This window comes from Aminobacter sp. BE322, from assembly GCF_050433525.1.
In the GTDB taxonomy this organism is placed as follows: Bacteria; Pseudomonadota; Alphaproteobacteria; order Rhizobiales; family Rhizobiaceae; genus Aminobacter.
Map to the genome: position 1 here is coordinate 251,645 of NZ_JBNPXB010000001.1, position 15,296 is coordinate 266,940.

A 15,296-nucleotide genomic window follows, 5' to 3' on the forward strand; every position below is an offset into this window, starting at 1 on the left:
ACGCTTTGCCTCAGGCTCCGGCGAGCCTGGATGGACTGCAGCGTCCGATTGGCCCTCGCCCGTCATCGCCGTGCGATGATGCGGCCGTCGACGTCCCTGATGTCGCGCAGGCCGCAGAAGGCCATGGTGGTGTCGAGCTCCTTGCGGATAATGTCGAGGCAGGTGGTAACACCCGCCTCGCCGCCGGCACCGAGCCCGTAGAGGAAGGCGCGGCCGATGAACACGCCCTTGGCGCCGAGCGCCACCGCCTTGATGACGTCCTGGCCGGACCGAATGCCGCCATCCATCAGCACCTCGATGCGGTCACCCACGGCATCGACGATCTCCGGCAGCGCCGAGATCGACGACACCGCCCCGTCGAGCTGACGCCCGCCGTGATTGGAGACGATCAGCGCTTCGGCTCCGCTGGCCACCGCATTCTGAGCATCCTCCGCGTCCATGATGCCCTTGAGGATCAGCTTGCCGCCCCACTGGTCCTTGATCCACTTGACGTCGTCCCAGCTCAGCGCCGGGTCGAACTGCTCCGCTGTCCAGGACGACAGCGAGCGCAGGTCGGTCACGCCCTTGGCGTGGCCGGCGATGTTGCGGAAGGTGCGCCGGTTAGTGCGCAGCATGTTGAGACACCAACGCGGCTTGGTCGCCAGGTTGATAATATTGGGGATTGTCATCCGCGGCGGCGTCGACAGGCCGTTGATGATGTCCTTGTGGCGTTGGCCGAGAATCTGCAGGTCGAGCGTCAGCACCAGCGCCGAGCAGTTCGCCGCCTTGGCGCGCTGGATGAGCCGCGAAACGAAATCGCGATCCTTCATCACATAGAGCTGGAACCAGAAGGGCTTCGAGGTGTTCTCGGCCACGTCCTCGATCGAGCAGATGCTCATGGTCGAGAGCGTGAAGGGGATGCCCGCCTTCTCCGCGGCGCGCGCCGCGTGGATTTCCCCGTCCGCATGCTGCATGCCGGTGAGACCCGTCGGCGCGATCGCCACCGGCATCGACACCTTCTCGCCGGCCATCGTCGTCTCGAGCGTGCGGTTGCGCATGTCGACGGCGACCCGCTGACGCAGCTTGATCGGCACGAAGTCGGTCTCGTTCTCGCGATAGGTGCTTTCCGTCCAGGAGCCGGAATCGCAATAGTCGTAGAACATGCGTGGCACGCGGCGCTTGGCGATAGCGCGAAGATCGGCAATCGAAGTTATCGGGCGCGCCATTCCGTTTTGCTCCACGTCTCGGGACTGCGATGAAACCGTGCGCGGCATGTAAGCCGCCTTGACGATCCATGCCAAGAGCCAGTCGCCAAGATGTTTGGCCCGCCGCCGCAGACTTTGGTTCTAGGCCGTCAACCCATAAATCGGAAATGACCGAGGGTTTGGGAACGGTCTGCTTTGTGCGTACAGGCTGGAAATCGGAACTCTGTCATTGGTGTCACCGACGAAGCGGCGGGCAGATTGTGACCGATTTCATTCCTGCGTAGCATCGCTCAAGCCTTTTGAGAACTTGGGGAGGAGATCCTGCCGCATGGCGAAGCTCGTGTTCGCTTTGAACCAATCCCTGGATGGGTATGTCGACCACATGGAATTTGCGCCCGATCGCGCGCTCTTTCGCCACTTCATCGACGACGTGCGCGGCCTTGCCGGCAGCGTGTACGGTCGTCGCATGTACGAGGTGATGCGGTATTGGGACGAAGACCATTCCGAATGGGACGAGGACGAACGCGCGTATGCAGCGGCGTGGCGGCACCAACCGAAATGGGTCGTGTCGCGTTCGCTGAAATCCGTCGGCCCGAACGCCACACTTGTCGCGGATGACGTCGAGGCGGCGATCCGAAGGCTGAAGGCTCGACTGGATGGGGAGATTGAAGTTGCCGGACCCGACCTGGCGCGAAGTCTGACAGACCTTGGTCTCGTTGACGAGTATCGACTGTATCTGCATCCCGTCGTGCTTGGTCGCGGCAAGCCGTTCTTCGCCGGCCCGCGGCCACCGCTGCGCCTCGTGGCGAGCGATCGAATTGGCGCGGACGTGATTAGGTTGACATACGTCCCTGCATAGCCGTGCGATTGTCCAGCGGGACCGCTTTCGACGATGCGTCGAAAGGCCACCGCGGCCACGCGCTACCGGAAAAAGCAAAAGGGGCCCGCAGGCCCCTTCGCCGGTCCCAATCCGGGATCGGTCAGGCGTTTGCCGCAGCCACCGCGCGCCGGGCCATCACGACCACGAGGTTGGCGCGATACTCGGCCGAGGCGTGGATGTCGCTCATCAGGTTCTTGGCCGGGACGGTGACGCCTCCGAGCGCTGAAGCCTCGAATTTCTTGGCAAGTGCTGCCTCGATCTCCTTGGAGCGGAACACGCCATCGTCGCCCGCCCCGGTCACGGCCACGCGCACGCCGTCCTTGCCCTTGGTCGCGAACACGCCGGTCATGGCGTAGCGCGAGGCCGGGTTCTGGAACTTCGCGTAGCCCGCCTTGGCGGGCGCGGTGAAGGTGACGGCGGTGATCACCTCGTCATCCTTGAGCGCGGTCTCGAACAGGCCCTTGAAGAACTTGTCGGCCGGCAGCTCCCGCTTGTTGGTGACGACGGTAGCCCCCAGAGCCAGCATCGCCGAGGGATAGTCCGCCGCCGGATCGTTGTTGGCGATCGACCCTCCGATGGTGCCGCGATGCCGCACGGCCGGGTCGCCGATATGGCTCGCCAGCGCGCACAGCGCCGGGCAGACCTTCATCAGCTTCTCGTCGTTGGCGACTTCGGCATGGGTGGTCGTTGCGCCGATGGTGACGGTCTTGCCCGACACCTTGATGCCCTTGAGCTCGGCGATATGGGTGAGGTCGACGACATCGGATGGTGCCGCGAGCCGCGTCTTCATGGCCGGTATTAGGGTCATGCCGCCGGCGAGGAACTTGCCGTCGCCGGCTTTCACCTTCTTGACGGCATCCGCGACCGAGGTGGCGCGATGGTAGGTGACGGAATACATCGATCTTTCTCCCTTCGGGAAAGAGCGAACAGGGAAAGGCGAATAGCGAGTAGGGATTCTGCCCTTGTCTTCGCTTCGCCGCTCTCTCCCTATTCGCTACTCCTTATTCCCTATTTGCTTTGCTCAGTGCTTCGTGCCGGCGCGCAGCGCGGCCCACACCCTGCCCGGCGTCGCCGGCATGTTCAGGTTGTCGTGACCCAGCGCGTCGGTGATGGCGTTGATGACGGCAGGCGGCGAGCCGATGGCGCCGGCCTCGCCGCAACCCTTGATGCCGAGCGGATTGCCCGGGCACGGGGTGTTGGTGGTCGAGACCTGGAACGACGGCAAATCGTCGGCGCGCGGCATGGTGTAGTCCATGTAGCTAGCCGTCAGCAGTTGCCCGCCGGCGTCGTAGACGGCACCTTCGAGCAGTGCCTGGCCAACGCCCTGGGCGATGCCGCCGTGCACCTGGCCCTCGACGATCATCGGGTTGATGATGTTGCCGAAGTCGTCGGCTGCCACGAACTGCACGATGTCGGTCTTGCCCGTGTCGGGGTCGACCTCGACCTCGCAGATGTAGCAGCCTGCCGGGAAGGTGAAGTTCGACGGATCGTAGAAGGCCGTTTCCTTCAGCCCCGGCTCCATGCCCGCCGGCAGGTTGTGCGCGGTGTAGGCTGCCAGCGCCATCTGGAACCACGGCACGTTCTTGTCGGTGCCCGCCACCTTGAGTGCGCCGTTCTCGATGACGATGTCGCCCTCGTCGGCCTCGAGCAGGTGGGCGGCGATCTTCTTTGCCTTGGCCTCGACCTTGTCGAGCGCCTTGACGATGGCCGACATGCCGACCGCGCCCGAGCGCGAGCCATAGGTGCCCATGCCCATCTGCACCTTGTCGGTGTCGCCATGGACGATGGAGACGCTGTCGAGCGGCACCCCGAAGCGCTGGTTGACGAGCTGGGCGAAGGTCGTCTCGTGGCCCTGGCCATGGCTGTGCGAGCCGGTGAGCACCTCGATGGTGCCAACGGCGTTGACCCGCACCTCGGCAGACTCCCACAGACCAACACCCGCTCCAAGACTACCCACCGCCGCCGAGGGTGCGATGCCGCAGGCCTCGATGTAGCAGCTCATGCCGATGCCGCGCAGCTTGCCCTTCCTGGCGGCTGCCGCCTTGCGCTTGGCAAAGCCGGCATAGTCCGCCTGCTTCATCGCCGCATCGAGCGAGGCGGCATAGTCGCCAGCGTCATAGTTCATGATGACCGGCGTCTGGTGCGGGAACTGGGTGATGAAGTTGGTGCGCCTGAGGTCCGCCGGCGAGACGCCAAGTTCGCGCGCGGCGATCTCCATCGTCCGCTCGAGCAGGTAGGTTGCCTCCGGCCGCCCCGCCCCGCGATAGGCATCGACGGGTGCAGTGTTGGTGTAGACGGTCCTGACATTGGCGTGGATCGCCGGGATGTCGTACTGGCCCGACAGCAGCGTGGCGTAGAGATAGGTCGGCACGCAGGACGAGAACAGCGACATGTAGGCGCCGAGATTGGCGATGGTGTCGACCTTGAGCCCGACGATCCTGTTGTTCTTGTCGAAGGCCATCTCGACTTCCGAGACATGGTCGCGGCCATGCGCGTCGGTGAGGAAGCTTTCCGTGCGGTCGGCCACCCATTTGACCGGCACGCCGGCGCGCTTGGACGCCCACAGGCAGATGATCTCCTCGGGATAGATGTAGATCTTCGAGCCGAAGCCGCCGCCGACGTCGGGGGCGATGACGCGCAGCTTGTTCTCCGGCGCGACGTTGTAGAACGCGCTCATCACCAGGCGGGCGACATGCGGGTTCTGCGACGTCGTCCAGCAGGTGTAGTGATCCTCGGCCTTGTCGTAGTGGCCGAGTGCCGCCCGCGGCTCCATTGCATTCGGAACGAGCCGGTTGTTATGGATGGTGACCTTGGTCACATGCGCCGCGTTCTTGATCGCCGCGTCCGTCGCCTTGGCGTCGCCGATCTCCCAGTCGAAGATCAGGTTGCCCTCGGCTTCGGGATGCAGTTGCGGCGCGCCCTTCTTCAGCGCCTCGACGGCGTCGATGACGGCTTTGCGCTCCTTGTAGGTGATCTCGACCGCCTCGGCCGCATCGCGCGCCTGGCCCTTGGTCTCGGCGACGACGATGACGACCGCGTCGCCGACATAGCGGACGCGATCGACCGCGAGCGGCGACCAGGCGCCCATCTTCATCGGCGATCCGTCCTTGGAGTGGATCATCCAGCCGCAGATGAGGTTGCCGATGCCGTCCGCCTTGAGCTGCTTGCCGGTCAGCACGGCAATCACGCCGGGCATGCCCTCCGCAGCCTTGATGTCTATCTTCTTGATGTCGGCGTGCGCATGCGGACTGCGCACGAATGCCGCGTGTTTCATGCCGGGCACGACCATGTCGTCGACATAGCGGCCGCCGCCGGTGATGAACCTCTTGTCTTCCTTACGCGTCACGCGCGCGCCGATGCCTTCCATTCCCATCTGAATTCTCCTCCGGAGGGGCTGTACGGGAGTAAGGCAATAAGGCAGTAGGTGAGCTTCCGTGGGCGGCAGCTTCTTCCTACTGCCTCACTGCCCTACTGCCCTACTCCCAACTCTGTTCAAGCAGCCTTCTTCGCCTTGCCCTTGGACGCCTTGCCCATCGTCTTCGATGCCGCGAGGATCGCCTTGACGATGTTGTGGTAGCCGGTGCAGCGGCAGATGTTGCCTTCGAGTTCCGCGCGCACCGTCGCTTCGTCCAGGCCTTCGGGGTGGCGGCGGATCATGTCGGTCGCCGTCATGATCATGCCCGGAGTGCAGAAACCGCACTGCAGGCCATGATGCTCCTTGAATGCCGCCTGGACGGGATGAAGGTCGGCGCCGTTGGCGAGGCCTTCGATGGTGGTCACGGTCGAGCCGGAGGCCTGGGCCGCGAGCATGGAGCAGGACTTCACAGCCTTGCCGTCGACATGGACGACGCAGGCGCCGCATTGCGAGGTGTCGCAACCGACATGCGTGCCGGTCAGCCCCAGATGCTCACGCAGGAAATGCACAAGAAGCGTACGGTCCTCCACCGTGCCGCTGACCTTTCGGCCATTCACGACCAAAGTAACCTCTGACATGAAACCTCCCACTGTTGCCGCGACCGGCCAGGCAGAACCCCGCACCCGTCAGGTGCGCAAATCCTATCCCTGCAAATTGCGGCTGCAAGCGCCTTTTTGGATGCCAGACACGCATTGCGTGCAGGCCAGCGCAAATAGCTTCGCCGGCAGCCACGATCATTGGAACGTGCCGGACTTGTGGTGACAGCGGCAGCCCGATCGTGCGAGAACGCCGCAACGGTTCCATGGAGTGACATCGTGTCGGACTTCGTCTTCGCCCCGCCCGCGCCCGCTTCGGTCGCCGTCTCCGGTTCTTCGGATCGGTTCTCCGTGCGGCGCATCTTCTGCGTCGGCCGCAACTATGCCGCCCACGCCCGCGAGATGGGCCAGGATCCCGAGCGCGAGCCGCCCTTCTTCTTCGGCAAGCCCGCCGATGCCGTCATAGACAGCGGCTCGACCATCCCTTACCCGCCGCTGACCGCGAACCTGCACCACGAGATCGAACTCGTGGTGGCCATCGGCAAGGGCGGCTTGCGCATCCCCGTCTCGCAAGCGCTCGACCATGTCTGGGGCTATGGCGTGGGCATCGACTTCACCCGGCGCGACCTTCAGGACACCGCCAAGAAGATGGGCCGTCCCTGGGACTGGGCAAAGGGTTTCGACCGGTCCGCGCCCTGCGGGCCGCTGGTCCCCGCCGCCACGAGCGGCCATCCGACGCGCGGCCGCGTCTGGCTCGCCGTCAACGGCGAGACCAGGCAAGAGGGCGATCTCACCGAACTGATCTGGACGATCCCCGAGGTCATCGCGATCTGCAGCGAGGCAATGGAACTCGAGCCCGGCGACCTGATCTACACCGGCACGCCGGCCGGCGTCGGCGCGGTCAAGGCCGGCGACAGGATCGCCGGCGGCGTCGAGGGTATCGGCGAGATCGAGATCATTATCGGCGCGCCGCGCTAAAAGCCTTGCCGAGCGCGGCGGCTCAGGCCGTCGCCTTGCCGCGCCGCTCGTAGAGCATGACCAAAGTCTCCGCGACGAGCGCCGGCTTGTCCTCGCCTTCGATCTCGATGGTGTTTTCGGCCTTGACCAGATACTGCCCCGGGCCCTTGTCTTCCATCGACATCAGCGTCGTGCGCAAGCGAACGCGCGACCCGACCTTGACCGGCGCGATGAAGCGCACCCTGTCGAGGCCGTAGTTGAAGGCGGCAAGCGTGTTTTCCGGAACGACCCCGATCTCCTGCACCAGGGAGCCGACCAGCGACAAGGTCAGGAAGCCGTGGGCGACGGTGGTGCGGAACGGGCTTCGCCGCCGCGCCCGCTCGGGATCGACATGGATCCACTGGCGGTCGCCCGTGCAATCGGCAAAGGCGTCTATGCGGCTCTGGTCGACGAGCACCCAATCGGAAACGCCGAGCTCCTGCCCGATCTTCGCGCGCAGGTCCTCATAAGTCTCGATCGGCTTCTCCAGGCTCATGTCCCCCACCTCCGACAGCTTGGCGCAATCTGGGAACCATGAAGCCTTCGCTTGTCAACCTTCGCGGCGGTCCGTCGCCTATTCCGCCGCCTGGCGCTCCGTGAGGTCATCGGTCCGCTCCGGATCGCCAGGCGCCGTCTCGCAGCCCAGATCGGGGAACGCCACGGATCGCTTGCCATGGAAGTCGGTGCGCACCACAACCAGCCCCTGCTCCTCGAAGTAGGTGAGCAGGCGCCGCGCCCGGCGCGCCGAGTGGCTGCCATAGGCCTGTGCGATCGCAGCGTCGGAAGGGCATGGCGCTCGCTTGACCGCCGCCTGCGCGACGATCAGGAACACCGCCTGAAGATCCTCCGGCAGCGAGGCGGAAAGCACCAGCGCCTGCTGCCAGCTGTCGCTCGAGGCGGTCTCTTCGTCGATGCCCGACCGCGCCACCGCATAGCGGCGGCGGAAGGTCGAAAGCGGCGGCGGCTCGCCCTGCATGCGCTTGATGCGGCAGCGCACCAGAAAGTCCTGGTAGAGTACCGCATCGGTGCGGAAGGCCGCATCCGGGTCCTCGACCATCTCGCGCACGATGGTATCGATCAGCGCCTCGCGTTCGGCCTCGTCGAACAGCGGGAAAATCGGTTCGGCTACAGGTGGGGACGCTTCGGCCTTCACCTGGGTAAGCTGGGCGATGATGTCGGCGGTTGGCGTGGGCGCGGGCGGAGCCTGGCGGCGAGCCGGCTGACGCGCTTCCAGCGGCGCCGGCGCGAAGATCAGTTCGCGCGTATCGTCGTTGGCGTCGGGCAACGGCATCAGCTTGGGGCTGACGGAACGCGCGGACGTTTCCACCGGACCGATGGCGACAGGCAAAGGACGGCGCGACATTGCCGGCCCAAGCGCCACGAAGTTGCCACGCGCGAGATCGCGGAACATCTCCGCCTGGCGCCGCTCCATGCCGAGCAGGTCGGCGGCACGCGCCATGTCGATGTCGAGGAAGGTGCGGCCCATCAGGAAGTTGGACGCCTCCGCGGCGACGTTCTTGGCGAGCTTGGCGAGTCGCTGCGTGGCGATCACGCCGGCAAGGCCGCGCTTGCGGCCGCGGCACATCAGGTTGGTCATGGCGCCAAGCGAGATCTTGCGCGCCTCGTCGGATACCTCGCCCGCGACCGCGGGAGCGAAGAGCTGCGCCTCGTCGACGACGACGAGCACCGGATACCAGAATTCGCGGTCGGCATCGAACATGCCATTGAGGAAGGCAGCCGCGCCGCGCATCTGCTGCTCGACGTCCAGCCCCTCCAGGTTGAGCACGACGGAGACGCGGTGCTGGCGGATGCGGCCGGCGATGCGGGTGAGCTCGGCTTCCGTGCGCTGGGCATCGACCACGACATGGCCGAAGCGATCGGCGAGCGTGACGAAATCGCCCTCCGGGTCGACAACGCACTGCTGGACCCAGGGCGCGCTCTGCTCGAGCAGGCGGCGAAGCAGATGCGACTTGCCGGAGCCCGAATTGCCCTGAACGAGCAAGCGGGTGGCCAGAAGCTCCTCGAGATCAAGCTGAGCCTTCGTCCCGCCGGACGCAGACCCCATCTCGATACCTACCTTCATCCTCTTCCTCGGCCGAATGCCGGCGTCGCTTCCGACAGCGGGGATAGGCTGCCGGACCTTCACGCACAGGTTCCAGGTGCTGCAGCGTCTCTGCGAGTCCCAATGACTGGCGAGGCTGCAAATGTGACGGGCATTCCTTAGCACCCAGCGGCGGGCAATGCGCGGCCCGTGTGGCGAAACCCACAAGAGAGCTGAAACCGACGCCCAGCCAGAAGGTTGGCTCAGGTGCGCTATTTCTTCTTTTCGATGCTGTCGCAGATTTCCTCGATCGACTCGTGGATGCGGTTGCGCAGGATGTCGACCGACTCCTCGCCCGATTTGCGCACGATCGCAGCCACTTCGCCGGCGTTCTTGACCGCGGCCTCAAAGGAGCGCTTGGCGAAATCGGACTGTTTGGCCAGCATCTCCTGCGGATTGCCGGGAACCCGCAGGCTCTGCGCCGCGTCGGTGATCTCGCGCAATGCGTCCTGCAGCATTTCGCGTTGCTTCGACATCAGCGACGACGCCCCCGAAGCGGTTGCCTTGACCGACTGCTCCAGCGCCTCGAAATTCTTGCGATGATGGCTGACGATGGAATCGACGTCGACTTCGGGCATCTTCAGGTCGCGCCCGAACTTCGCAAACATGTCCATGAAGGATTCCGGTTCCGGCTTCTTCGCCATGGCTTGCTCCCGTCTGCTCCGGGCCTCCCCCGGAGGTGGCAAGGCCAGCATAGACCAGCAAGACGCCCGGTCAATTCGCCAGCAATAGCAACTCCGCAGAATAGAGCGCCAGCCCTGCAAGTCCGCCGATCAACATGCCGTTGAAGCGGATGTATTGCAGGTCGCGTCCGACATTGATCTCGATGATGGCGGTCATCTGGCCGAGGTCCCAGCCCTTGACCTGCTCGGCAATGAAGCCGGAAACGCCGCTCTTCTGGCCCTCGACGAAGGACGCGAGGGCAACGACGAAGCCCTCGTTCATGTCGGCCCTGATCTGCTGGTCGCGCGCCAGGTTCTGGCCGATCTCGACGAACAGGCTGGTCAGGTGCCGTCGCGTCATCGAGCGCTCCGCCACCGCATCCTGTTCGATGAAGCGACGCATGCTCTCCCACACGTCCTTGGCAAGGCCGCGCAATTCGGGGCGCGCCAGGAAGTTGCGCTTGAGCTGCTCCGCCCGCCGGGCATAGTCCGGCGATTGGCGCAGCCGCTCGACGAAGCCATGGACGAAGCTGTCGAACTCGCCGCGCAGCGGATGATTGGGATCGGCGCGCACCTCTTCGAGCAAGGTCGCGGCCGAGGCGACGATGCGCTTCAACAGATAGGCGTCGGCCCTGAACAGGTTGAAGACGGACGGCAGCTCGTTGCGGATCTTTTCGCGCATCGCGGCGAGCGCCTGCTCGTCCTTCAGGAAGTTGCCGATGATCTTGGTGAATTCGTCGAGCAGGCGCTGGTGCCGGCGGTCGTCGGTGAAGGCGGACAACAGCTCCGCAGCGAGCGGCGCCAAATCGACCTTTCCGACGCGCTCCAGTATCCGCTTGGTTGCGAAGTCGCGCAGGCCCGTGTCTTCGACGGCCTGCAGCATTTTCGGCACGAGCCGCCCGACGAAGCGGGCGAGCGCCTCGGCCTTGGCGCGATCCGACAGCCAGTCGGCCGCCAGCGCCGCAAAGTCGACCTCCTTCAGCTTTTGCCGGACAGGCTCCGGCGCAAGGAAGTTGGTCTCGATGAAGCGGCCGAGATTGTCGGCGATGCGGTGCTGATTGGAGGGGATGATCGCCGTATGCGGGATGGGCAGGCCAAGCGGCCGCTTGAACAGGGCGACGACCGCATACCAGTCGGCCAGCCCGCCGATGGTCGCCGCTTCGGCAAAGGCAGCGACGAAGCCGAGCCACGGCCAGCGCCCCTGGAACGACTTGGCGACCGCGAAGACGATGACGCACAGCACCAGTGCCGCGGTGGCGAGCAGTTTCGTCCGCCGCAACGCCGCGAGCCTTTCGGCGTCGATGACCCTGGCGGAGGCGATCGCGCCGGAGGGCACGGCCCGGCTTTGCAATGATGACATCAGGCGCCTTCCCCGTTGAACACAGGGACAATATCGGCACGCCCGCCGGGCGCTTCAATTCGGAAAAGCGTCAGGCCGCGATCGCCTTGCCGGGGCCGCGCCTGCCGAAGTCGGCCGGCAGGCGCATTTCGAGATCGAACTCCGGCGTGCCCTCGGCATCCAGTTCGATCACGCCGTGGGCTTCGCCATGCTCGAAGCTGAGCTTGGCGTTGAAGCGGCGCGCTAGCGCCCTCATGGCGCCGTTGTTCGAGTGCGTCGTGACCTGCAGCCGGCTATATGCGAGCCCCCTCGCCTGCGCGATAAGGCGCCGGAAGAGTCGCCCGCCGATGCCCCGGTGCTGCAACTGGTGCTCGACGCTGAACGCGATCTCGGCCGTCGGCTCGCTTTCCTCGGGCCTTTCGTGCAGTTCGGCAGCACCCAGAACCTTGTCGCCCTCGACATAGCCGACCACGGTCACGCCTTCGCGAAAGCAGCGCTCGGCATAGGCGCGGAGGAAATCGTCGTCCGTCAGTCCGTTGAAACGATCGCGGCGGCTCTGTTCGTCCAGCCTCAGGAGATGTTCGGCAAAACGGGTCAGATCGGAAGGCCGAAGCTGGCGGATCGTGCCGACCAGGGGGCGCTGAGCAAGTTTGATCTGTTCCATGTCGCAGTCCTCATGGGTTCCTCCCCAGAGTCTTCGACTCCCGACGTGCACAATATTGTGCAGTGCAAAATGAAATTCAAGCGCCCAGCCCGGCCATCAACGCAAGGCTGGCCTGCGCCGGAGGCAGAACGGCGCTGAAATTGTTGACAGCGCTTGTCTGGAATTATTCTAAGATGTAGGCCATATAAGAGGCCTGTCCGCGCCACTGCGAGGAATCACCGATGCGACTCACACGCCAGACCAACTACGCCATGCGTATCCTCATGTACTGCGCGGCCAATGAAGGACGGCTGAGCCGCGTTCCCGAGATTGCCGCCGCCTACACGGTGTCGGAGCTGTTCCTGTTCAAGATCCTGCAGCCGCTGGTCGAGGCAGGTCTGGTCGAGACCGTGCGCGGCCGCAACGGCGGCGTGCGCCTGGGCAAACCGGCCGACAAGATCTCGCTGTTCGACGTCGTGCGCGTGACCGAAGAGAATTTCGCCATGGCCGAATGCTTCGAGGCCGACGCCGAGTGCCCGCTGATGGACAGCTGCGGTCTCAACTCGGCATTGCGCGAGGCGCTGAACGCCTTCTTCGAGGTGCTGGGCCGCTACACGATCGCCGATCTCGTCGCCGCCCGGCCGAACATGCGCGACGTCCTGGGCATCAACTTCCCCGCGCCCCAGTCGCTGGCAAGCTGAATTCAGGCGGGTGCCGACTGCGGCAGCACGAACGGCACGCGGGCCGACGGCAAGGCGCCGACGCGCAGGCGGCAGTCGAACACCCTTTCCATCAGATCGTCGCTGAGCACCTCTTGGGGGGTGCCCCTCGCCGCCAGGCGGCCGCGGTGCATGACGCCGATCGTGTCGGCGTACATCGCGGTCAGGTTGAGGTCGTGCAGGATGGCCACCACCGCGCCGCCACGCCGCGCGAAGTCGCGGGCGATCTCCATGATGATCAGCTGGTGCTTGATGTCGAGGCTGGACACCGGCTCGTCGAGGAAGAGGTAGCGCGACTGCCCGTCGAGCACCGGCGCCCAAACCTGGCAGAGGACGCGCGCCAACTGCACACGCTGCTGTTCGCCGCCCGAAAGCTCCTGATAGAAGCGTCCCGAAAATCCCTGCAGGTCGACGCGCGCCAGCGCGCGCTCCGGCAGCCTGTCGTCCTCGCCGGCCAATGCGCCTGAACGACCGCCGGTGACGCCGAGCTTGACGATCTCGCGGACCGTGAAGGGGAATGAAAGGGCGGTCGACTGCGGCAGCACCGCGCGCATGGCGGCGGCCTGCCACGGCTTGAGGGACGCGATGTCGCGGCCGTTGAGCGAGGCGCTGCCGGAATACGGCAGCTCGCCGGTCAAGGCCTTCAGCAAGGTCGACTTGCCGGATCCGTTGGGACCGACGATCGCGGCCAGTTCGCCGGAACGAACGGAGAAGTCGACGTCGGCGACGATCCGCCCGGAGCCGATGTTCACGCAAACCTGACGGGCTTCGAGCATGATTTTATCCTTCGCCCGTCAGAGGTCGACGACGCCGCGCTTGCGCAGCAGGATCCAGAGGAAGAACGGACCGCCCACCGCAGCCGTGACGATGCCGATCGGCAATTCGGCGGGTGCTACGATGGTGCGGCTCACCGCATCGGCGAGCAGCAGCAGGCAGGCGCCGAGAAGCGCCGAGGCCGGCAGCAGGTAGCGGTTGTCCGGACCGATGGCGAGCCTCAGCAGATGCGGAACGACGATGCCGACGAAACCGATGCCGCCGCTGACGGCCACCGCGGCACCGATGGCCGCCGAGACCGCGACGATGGCGACATATTTCAGGCGTTGCACCGGCACGCCGAGATGGGCGGCGGTGGCCTCGCCGAGCGCCATGGCATTGAGCCCCCTGGCGAGGAACGGGGTCGCGGCTAGCGCTGCGACGATTATCGGGCCGGCCGCGGCGATCTTGACCCAGGTGGCGCCGGCGAGCGATCCGAGCTGCCAAAAGGTCAGGTCACGCAGTTGCCGGTCGTCGGCCATGTAGACCAGGATGCCGGTCAGCGCGATCGCCATGGCGCCCAGCGCGATGCCGGCAAGCAGCATGGTGGCGATCGAGGTTCGCCCCTGCCGCGTCGCGACGTTGTAGAGAATGATCGTCGTCACCAACCCGCCCAAGAACGCCGCTAGCGGCAGCGCGTAGCTCCCGAACATGGCGGTGAACGGCGCAAGCAGCGTCGAGCCGAGCACGATCACCGAGACTGCGCCCAGGCCCGATCCGGCGGACACCCCCACCAGACCCGGATCCGCAAGCGGGTTGCGGAAGAGGCCCTGCATGACGGCGCCCGAAACGGCCAACGCCGCCCCGATGAGGATACCGAGGATCACGCGCGGCAGGCGGATGTCGTAGACGATGATGGCATCGCGCGCCGACAGGGCTTCGTTGCCGGGCGTGGCGCCGAACAGCCATTCGCGGAGCAGCCCGATCGCCGAGGCATCGGACGCGCCCCAGGTGAGACTGGTAAGCGCCGTCACCGCCAGCACCGCGGCCAGCAGGCCGATCACCAACAGTGCCGTCGCGGAACGGTCGCCACTCGCATGACGACCGCCCGCTTCCGCGCCGGCCACGCCGGCGATCGCTTCATCCGTCACTGTACCGGTCCTATCGATTCACCGCGTCGCCATAGAGCGCCGCGGCGAGGTCCTTGACGGCCCCGGCAGTGCGCGGGCCGAAGCCGAGCAGATAGGCTCCGTCCATCCGGATCAGCTTCCTGGCCTGGCCGGCCGGCGTCGAGGCTATCGCAGGGCTGCCGTAGACCTGTGCATCGTCGATCGCGAGCTCGCCCTCGCGGTCCATCATCAGGATGATGTCCGGCCTGGCGGTGAGCGCCGCCTCGTCCGTCAGCTGCTTGTAGCCGGAAAAGCCCTCGACCGCGTTGACCCCTCCGGCCAATGCGATGATGCCGTCGGCGGCCGTACCGCTGCCGGAAGCCATGATCTTGCCGCCCTGCATGCCGAGGATGAACAGCACCCGCTTTCGCTCGGCCTGCGGGATGTCGGCCGTCAGCGCCTCGGCGGCACTGAGCTGCGCGTCGACCTCCTTGGCCAGCGTTTCGGCCTTCGCCTCGGCATCGAGCGCCTTGCCGACGATCCGGATCTTGTCGACGATACCCTCGTGGCTGAAGCCTTCGGGCACGGTGATCAGCGGTATGCTCGCCTTCTTGAGCACATCCACCGCTTCCCTGGGACCGCTGCCCTCGAGCGCGAGGATGCCCGAAGGGTTGACCGAGAGCACGCCCTCCGGCGACAGCGCCCGCATGTAGCCGACGTCGGGCAGCTTGAGGGCCACTTCGGGATAGACGCTCGTCGAATCGCGCGCGACCAGCGCCTTTTCCTCGCCAAGCGCGTAGACGATCTCGGTGATCGAGCCGCCGACCGTGGCAATCCGCGAGCGATCCGGCAGCACGCCAGGTTCTTCCGCCGTTCGGCCTGCGCCTGCGGTCGACAGCAGGACGAGCCCGATCGCGGCCGAGCGAGCCAGCCCCTTGGTGATCGACATGTTCATTCTC

The 15,296-nt window shown here is 65.6% G+C and carries 15 protein-coding genes; 3 read left to right on the plus strand and 12 right to left on the minus strand.

Features of this window, described 5'->3' with window-relative positions; all coding sequences use genetic code 11:
* Positions 1 to 62: 62 nt before the first annotated feature.
* A complete protein-coding gene (locus tag J2X50_RS01255) occupies positions 63 to 1,205 on the minus strand; it encodes an alpha-hydroxy acid oxidase (protein WP_429090775.1) in 1,143 nt (380 codons plus the stop codon).
* A 307-nt stretch (positions 1,206 to 1,512) separates the two neighbouring features.
* Between J2X50_RS01255 and J2X50_RS01260 the strand changes: the two genes are divergently transcribed.
* Positions 1,513 to 2,043 carry a dihydrofolate reductase family protein gene (locus J2X50_RS01260; protein ID WP_429090776.1) on the plus strand — a complete coding sequence of 177 codons (531 nt, stop codon included), beginning with the start codon at positions 1,513 to 1,515 and terminating at the stop codon, positions 2,041 to 2,043.
* Between the two features lie 121 nt (positions 2,044 to 2,164).
* Here the strand turns inward: J2X50_RS01260 and J2X50_RS01265 are convergent, their stop codons facing one another.
* The 3 genes from J2X50_RS01265 to J2X50_RS01275 all read right to left on the minus strand — a co-directional run bounded on the left by J2X50_RS01265 (position 2,165) and on the right by J2X50_RS01275 (position 6,057).
* The gene (locus tag J2X50_RS01265) at positions 2,165 to 2,962 is read right to left on the minus strand and encodes an FAD binding domain-containing protein (RefSeq protein ID WP_429090778.1); all 798 of its coding nucleotides are present in this window, start codon (positions 2,960 to 2,962) and stop codon (positions 2,165 to 2,167) included.
* A 123-nt stretch (positions 2,963 to 3,085) separates the two neighbouring features.
* Positions 3,086 to 5,437 (minus strand): xanthine dehydrogenase family protein molybdopterin-binding subunit, encoded by a 2,352-nt coding sequence (locus J2X50_RS01270; protein ID WP_429090780.1) that lies wholly within the window; start codon positions 5,435 to 5,437, stop codon positions 3,086 to 3,088.
* A gap of 119 nt (positions 5,438 to 5,556) precedes the next feature.
* On the minus strand, positions 5,557 to 6,057 hold the full coding sequence (locus tag J2X50_RS01275) for a (2Fe-2S)-binding protein (protein WP_429090781.1): 501 nt from the start codon (positions 6,055 to 6,057) through the stop codon (positions 5,557 to 5,559).
* A 237-nt stretch (positions 6,058 to 6,294) separates the two neighbouring features.
* Here J2X50_RS01275 and J2X50_RS01280 point away from each other — a divergent pair, with 237 nt between their 5' ends.
* The gene (locus tag J2X50_RS01280; RefSeq protein ID WP_429090783.1) at positions 6,295 to 6,993 is read left to right on the plus strand and encodes a fumarylacetoacetate hydrolase family protein; all 699 of its coding nucleotides are present in this window, start codon (positions 6,295 to 6,297) and stop codon (positions 6,991 to 6,993) included.
* 22 nt (positions 6,994 to 7,015) lie between these two features.
* Here the strand turns inward: J2X50_RS01280 and J2X50_RS01285 are convergent, their stop codons facing one another.
* The 5 genes from J2X50_RS01285 to J2X50_RS01305 form a co-directional block, all read right to left on the minus strand.
* Complete coding sequence (locus J2X50_RS01285; protein WP_429090784.1) at positions 7,016 to 7,507, minus strand: MaoC family dehydratase; 492 nt, start codon at positions 7,505 to 7,507, stop codon at positions 7,016 to 7,018.
* Positions 7,508 to 7,585: 78 nt separating this feature from the next.
* Positions 7,586 to 9,094 carry a helicase HerA domain-containing protein gene (locus J2X50_RS01290; protein WP_429090786.1) on the minus strand — a complete coding sequence of 503 codons (1,509 nt, stop codon included), beginning with the start codon at positions 9,092 to 9,094 and terminating at the stop codon, positions 7,586 to 7,588.
* Positions 9,095 to 9,324: 230 nt separating this feature from the next.
* Positions 9,325 to 9,756 (minus strand): phasin family protein, encoded by a 432-nt coding sequence (locus J2X50_RS01295; protein ID WP_429090788.1) that lies wholly within the window; start codon positions 9,754 to 9,756, stop codon positions 9,325 to 9,327.
* A gap of 70 nt (positions 9,757 to 9,826) precedes the next feature.
* Entirely contained in the window at positions 9,827 to 11,134 is a 1,308-nt protein-coding gene (locus J2X50_RS01300) for a DUF445 domain-containing protein (RefSeq protein ID WP_429090790.1), read from the minus strand.
* 70 nt (positions 11,135 to 11,204) lie between these two features.
* Positions 11,205 to 11,777, minus strand: a complete 573-nt coding sequence (locus tag J2X50_RS01305) for an N-acetyltransferase family protein (protein ID WP_429090792.1) — start codon at positions 11,775 to 11,777, stop codon at positions 11,205 to 11,207.
* A 221-nt stretch (positions 11,778 to 11,998) separates the two neighbouring features.
* Here J2X50_RS01305 and rirA point away from each other — a divergent pair, with 221 nt between their 5' ends.
* Positions 11,999 to 12,457 carry an iron-responsive transcriptional regulator RirA gene (gene rirA, locus J2X50_RS01310; protein ID WP_340038986.1) on the plus strand — a complete coding sequence of 153 codons (459 nt, stop codon included), beginning with the start codon at positions 11,999 to 12,001 and terminating at the stop codon, positions 12,455 to 12,457.
* Positions 12,458 to 12,459: 2 nt separating this feature from the next.
* On the opposite strand, the gene J2X50_RS01315 is transcribed toward rirA, so the two are convergent.
* Genes J2X50_RS01315 through J2X50_RS01325 form a run of 3 tightly spaced genes read right to left on the minus strand, consistent with a single transcriptional unit; the run spans position 12,460 to position 15,292 of the window.
* Positions 12,460 to 13,251 carry a heme ABC transporter ATP-binding protein gene (locus tag J2X50_RS01315; protein WP_429090794.1) on the minus strand — a complete coding sequence of 264 codons (792 nt, stop codon included), beginning with the start codon at positions 13,249 to 13,251 and terminating at the stop codon, positions 12,460 to 12,462.
* Between the two features lie 18 nt (positions 13,252 to 13,269).
* Positions 13,270 to 14,379, minus strand: coding sequence for a FecCD family ABC transporter permease (locus J2X50_RS01320; protein ID WP_429090796.1), 1,110 nt, complete (start codon positions 14,377 to 14,379; stop codon positions 13,270 to 13,272).
* 10 nt (positions 14,380 to 14,389) lie between these two features.
* Positions 14,390 to 15,292, minus strand: a complete 903-nt coding sequence (locus tag J2X50_RS01325) for a heme/hemin ABC transporter substrate-binding protein (protein WP_429090798.1) — start codon at positions 15,290 to 15,292, stop codon at positions 14,390 to 14,392.
* Positions 15,293 to 15,296 lie beyond the last annotated feature (4 nt).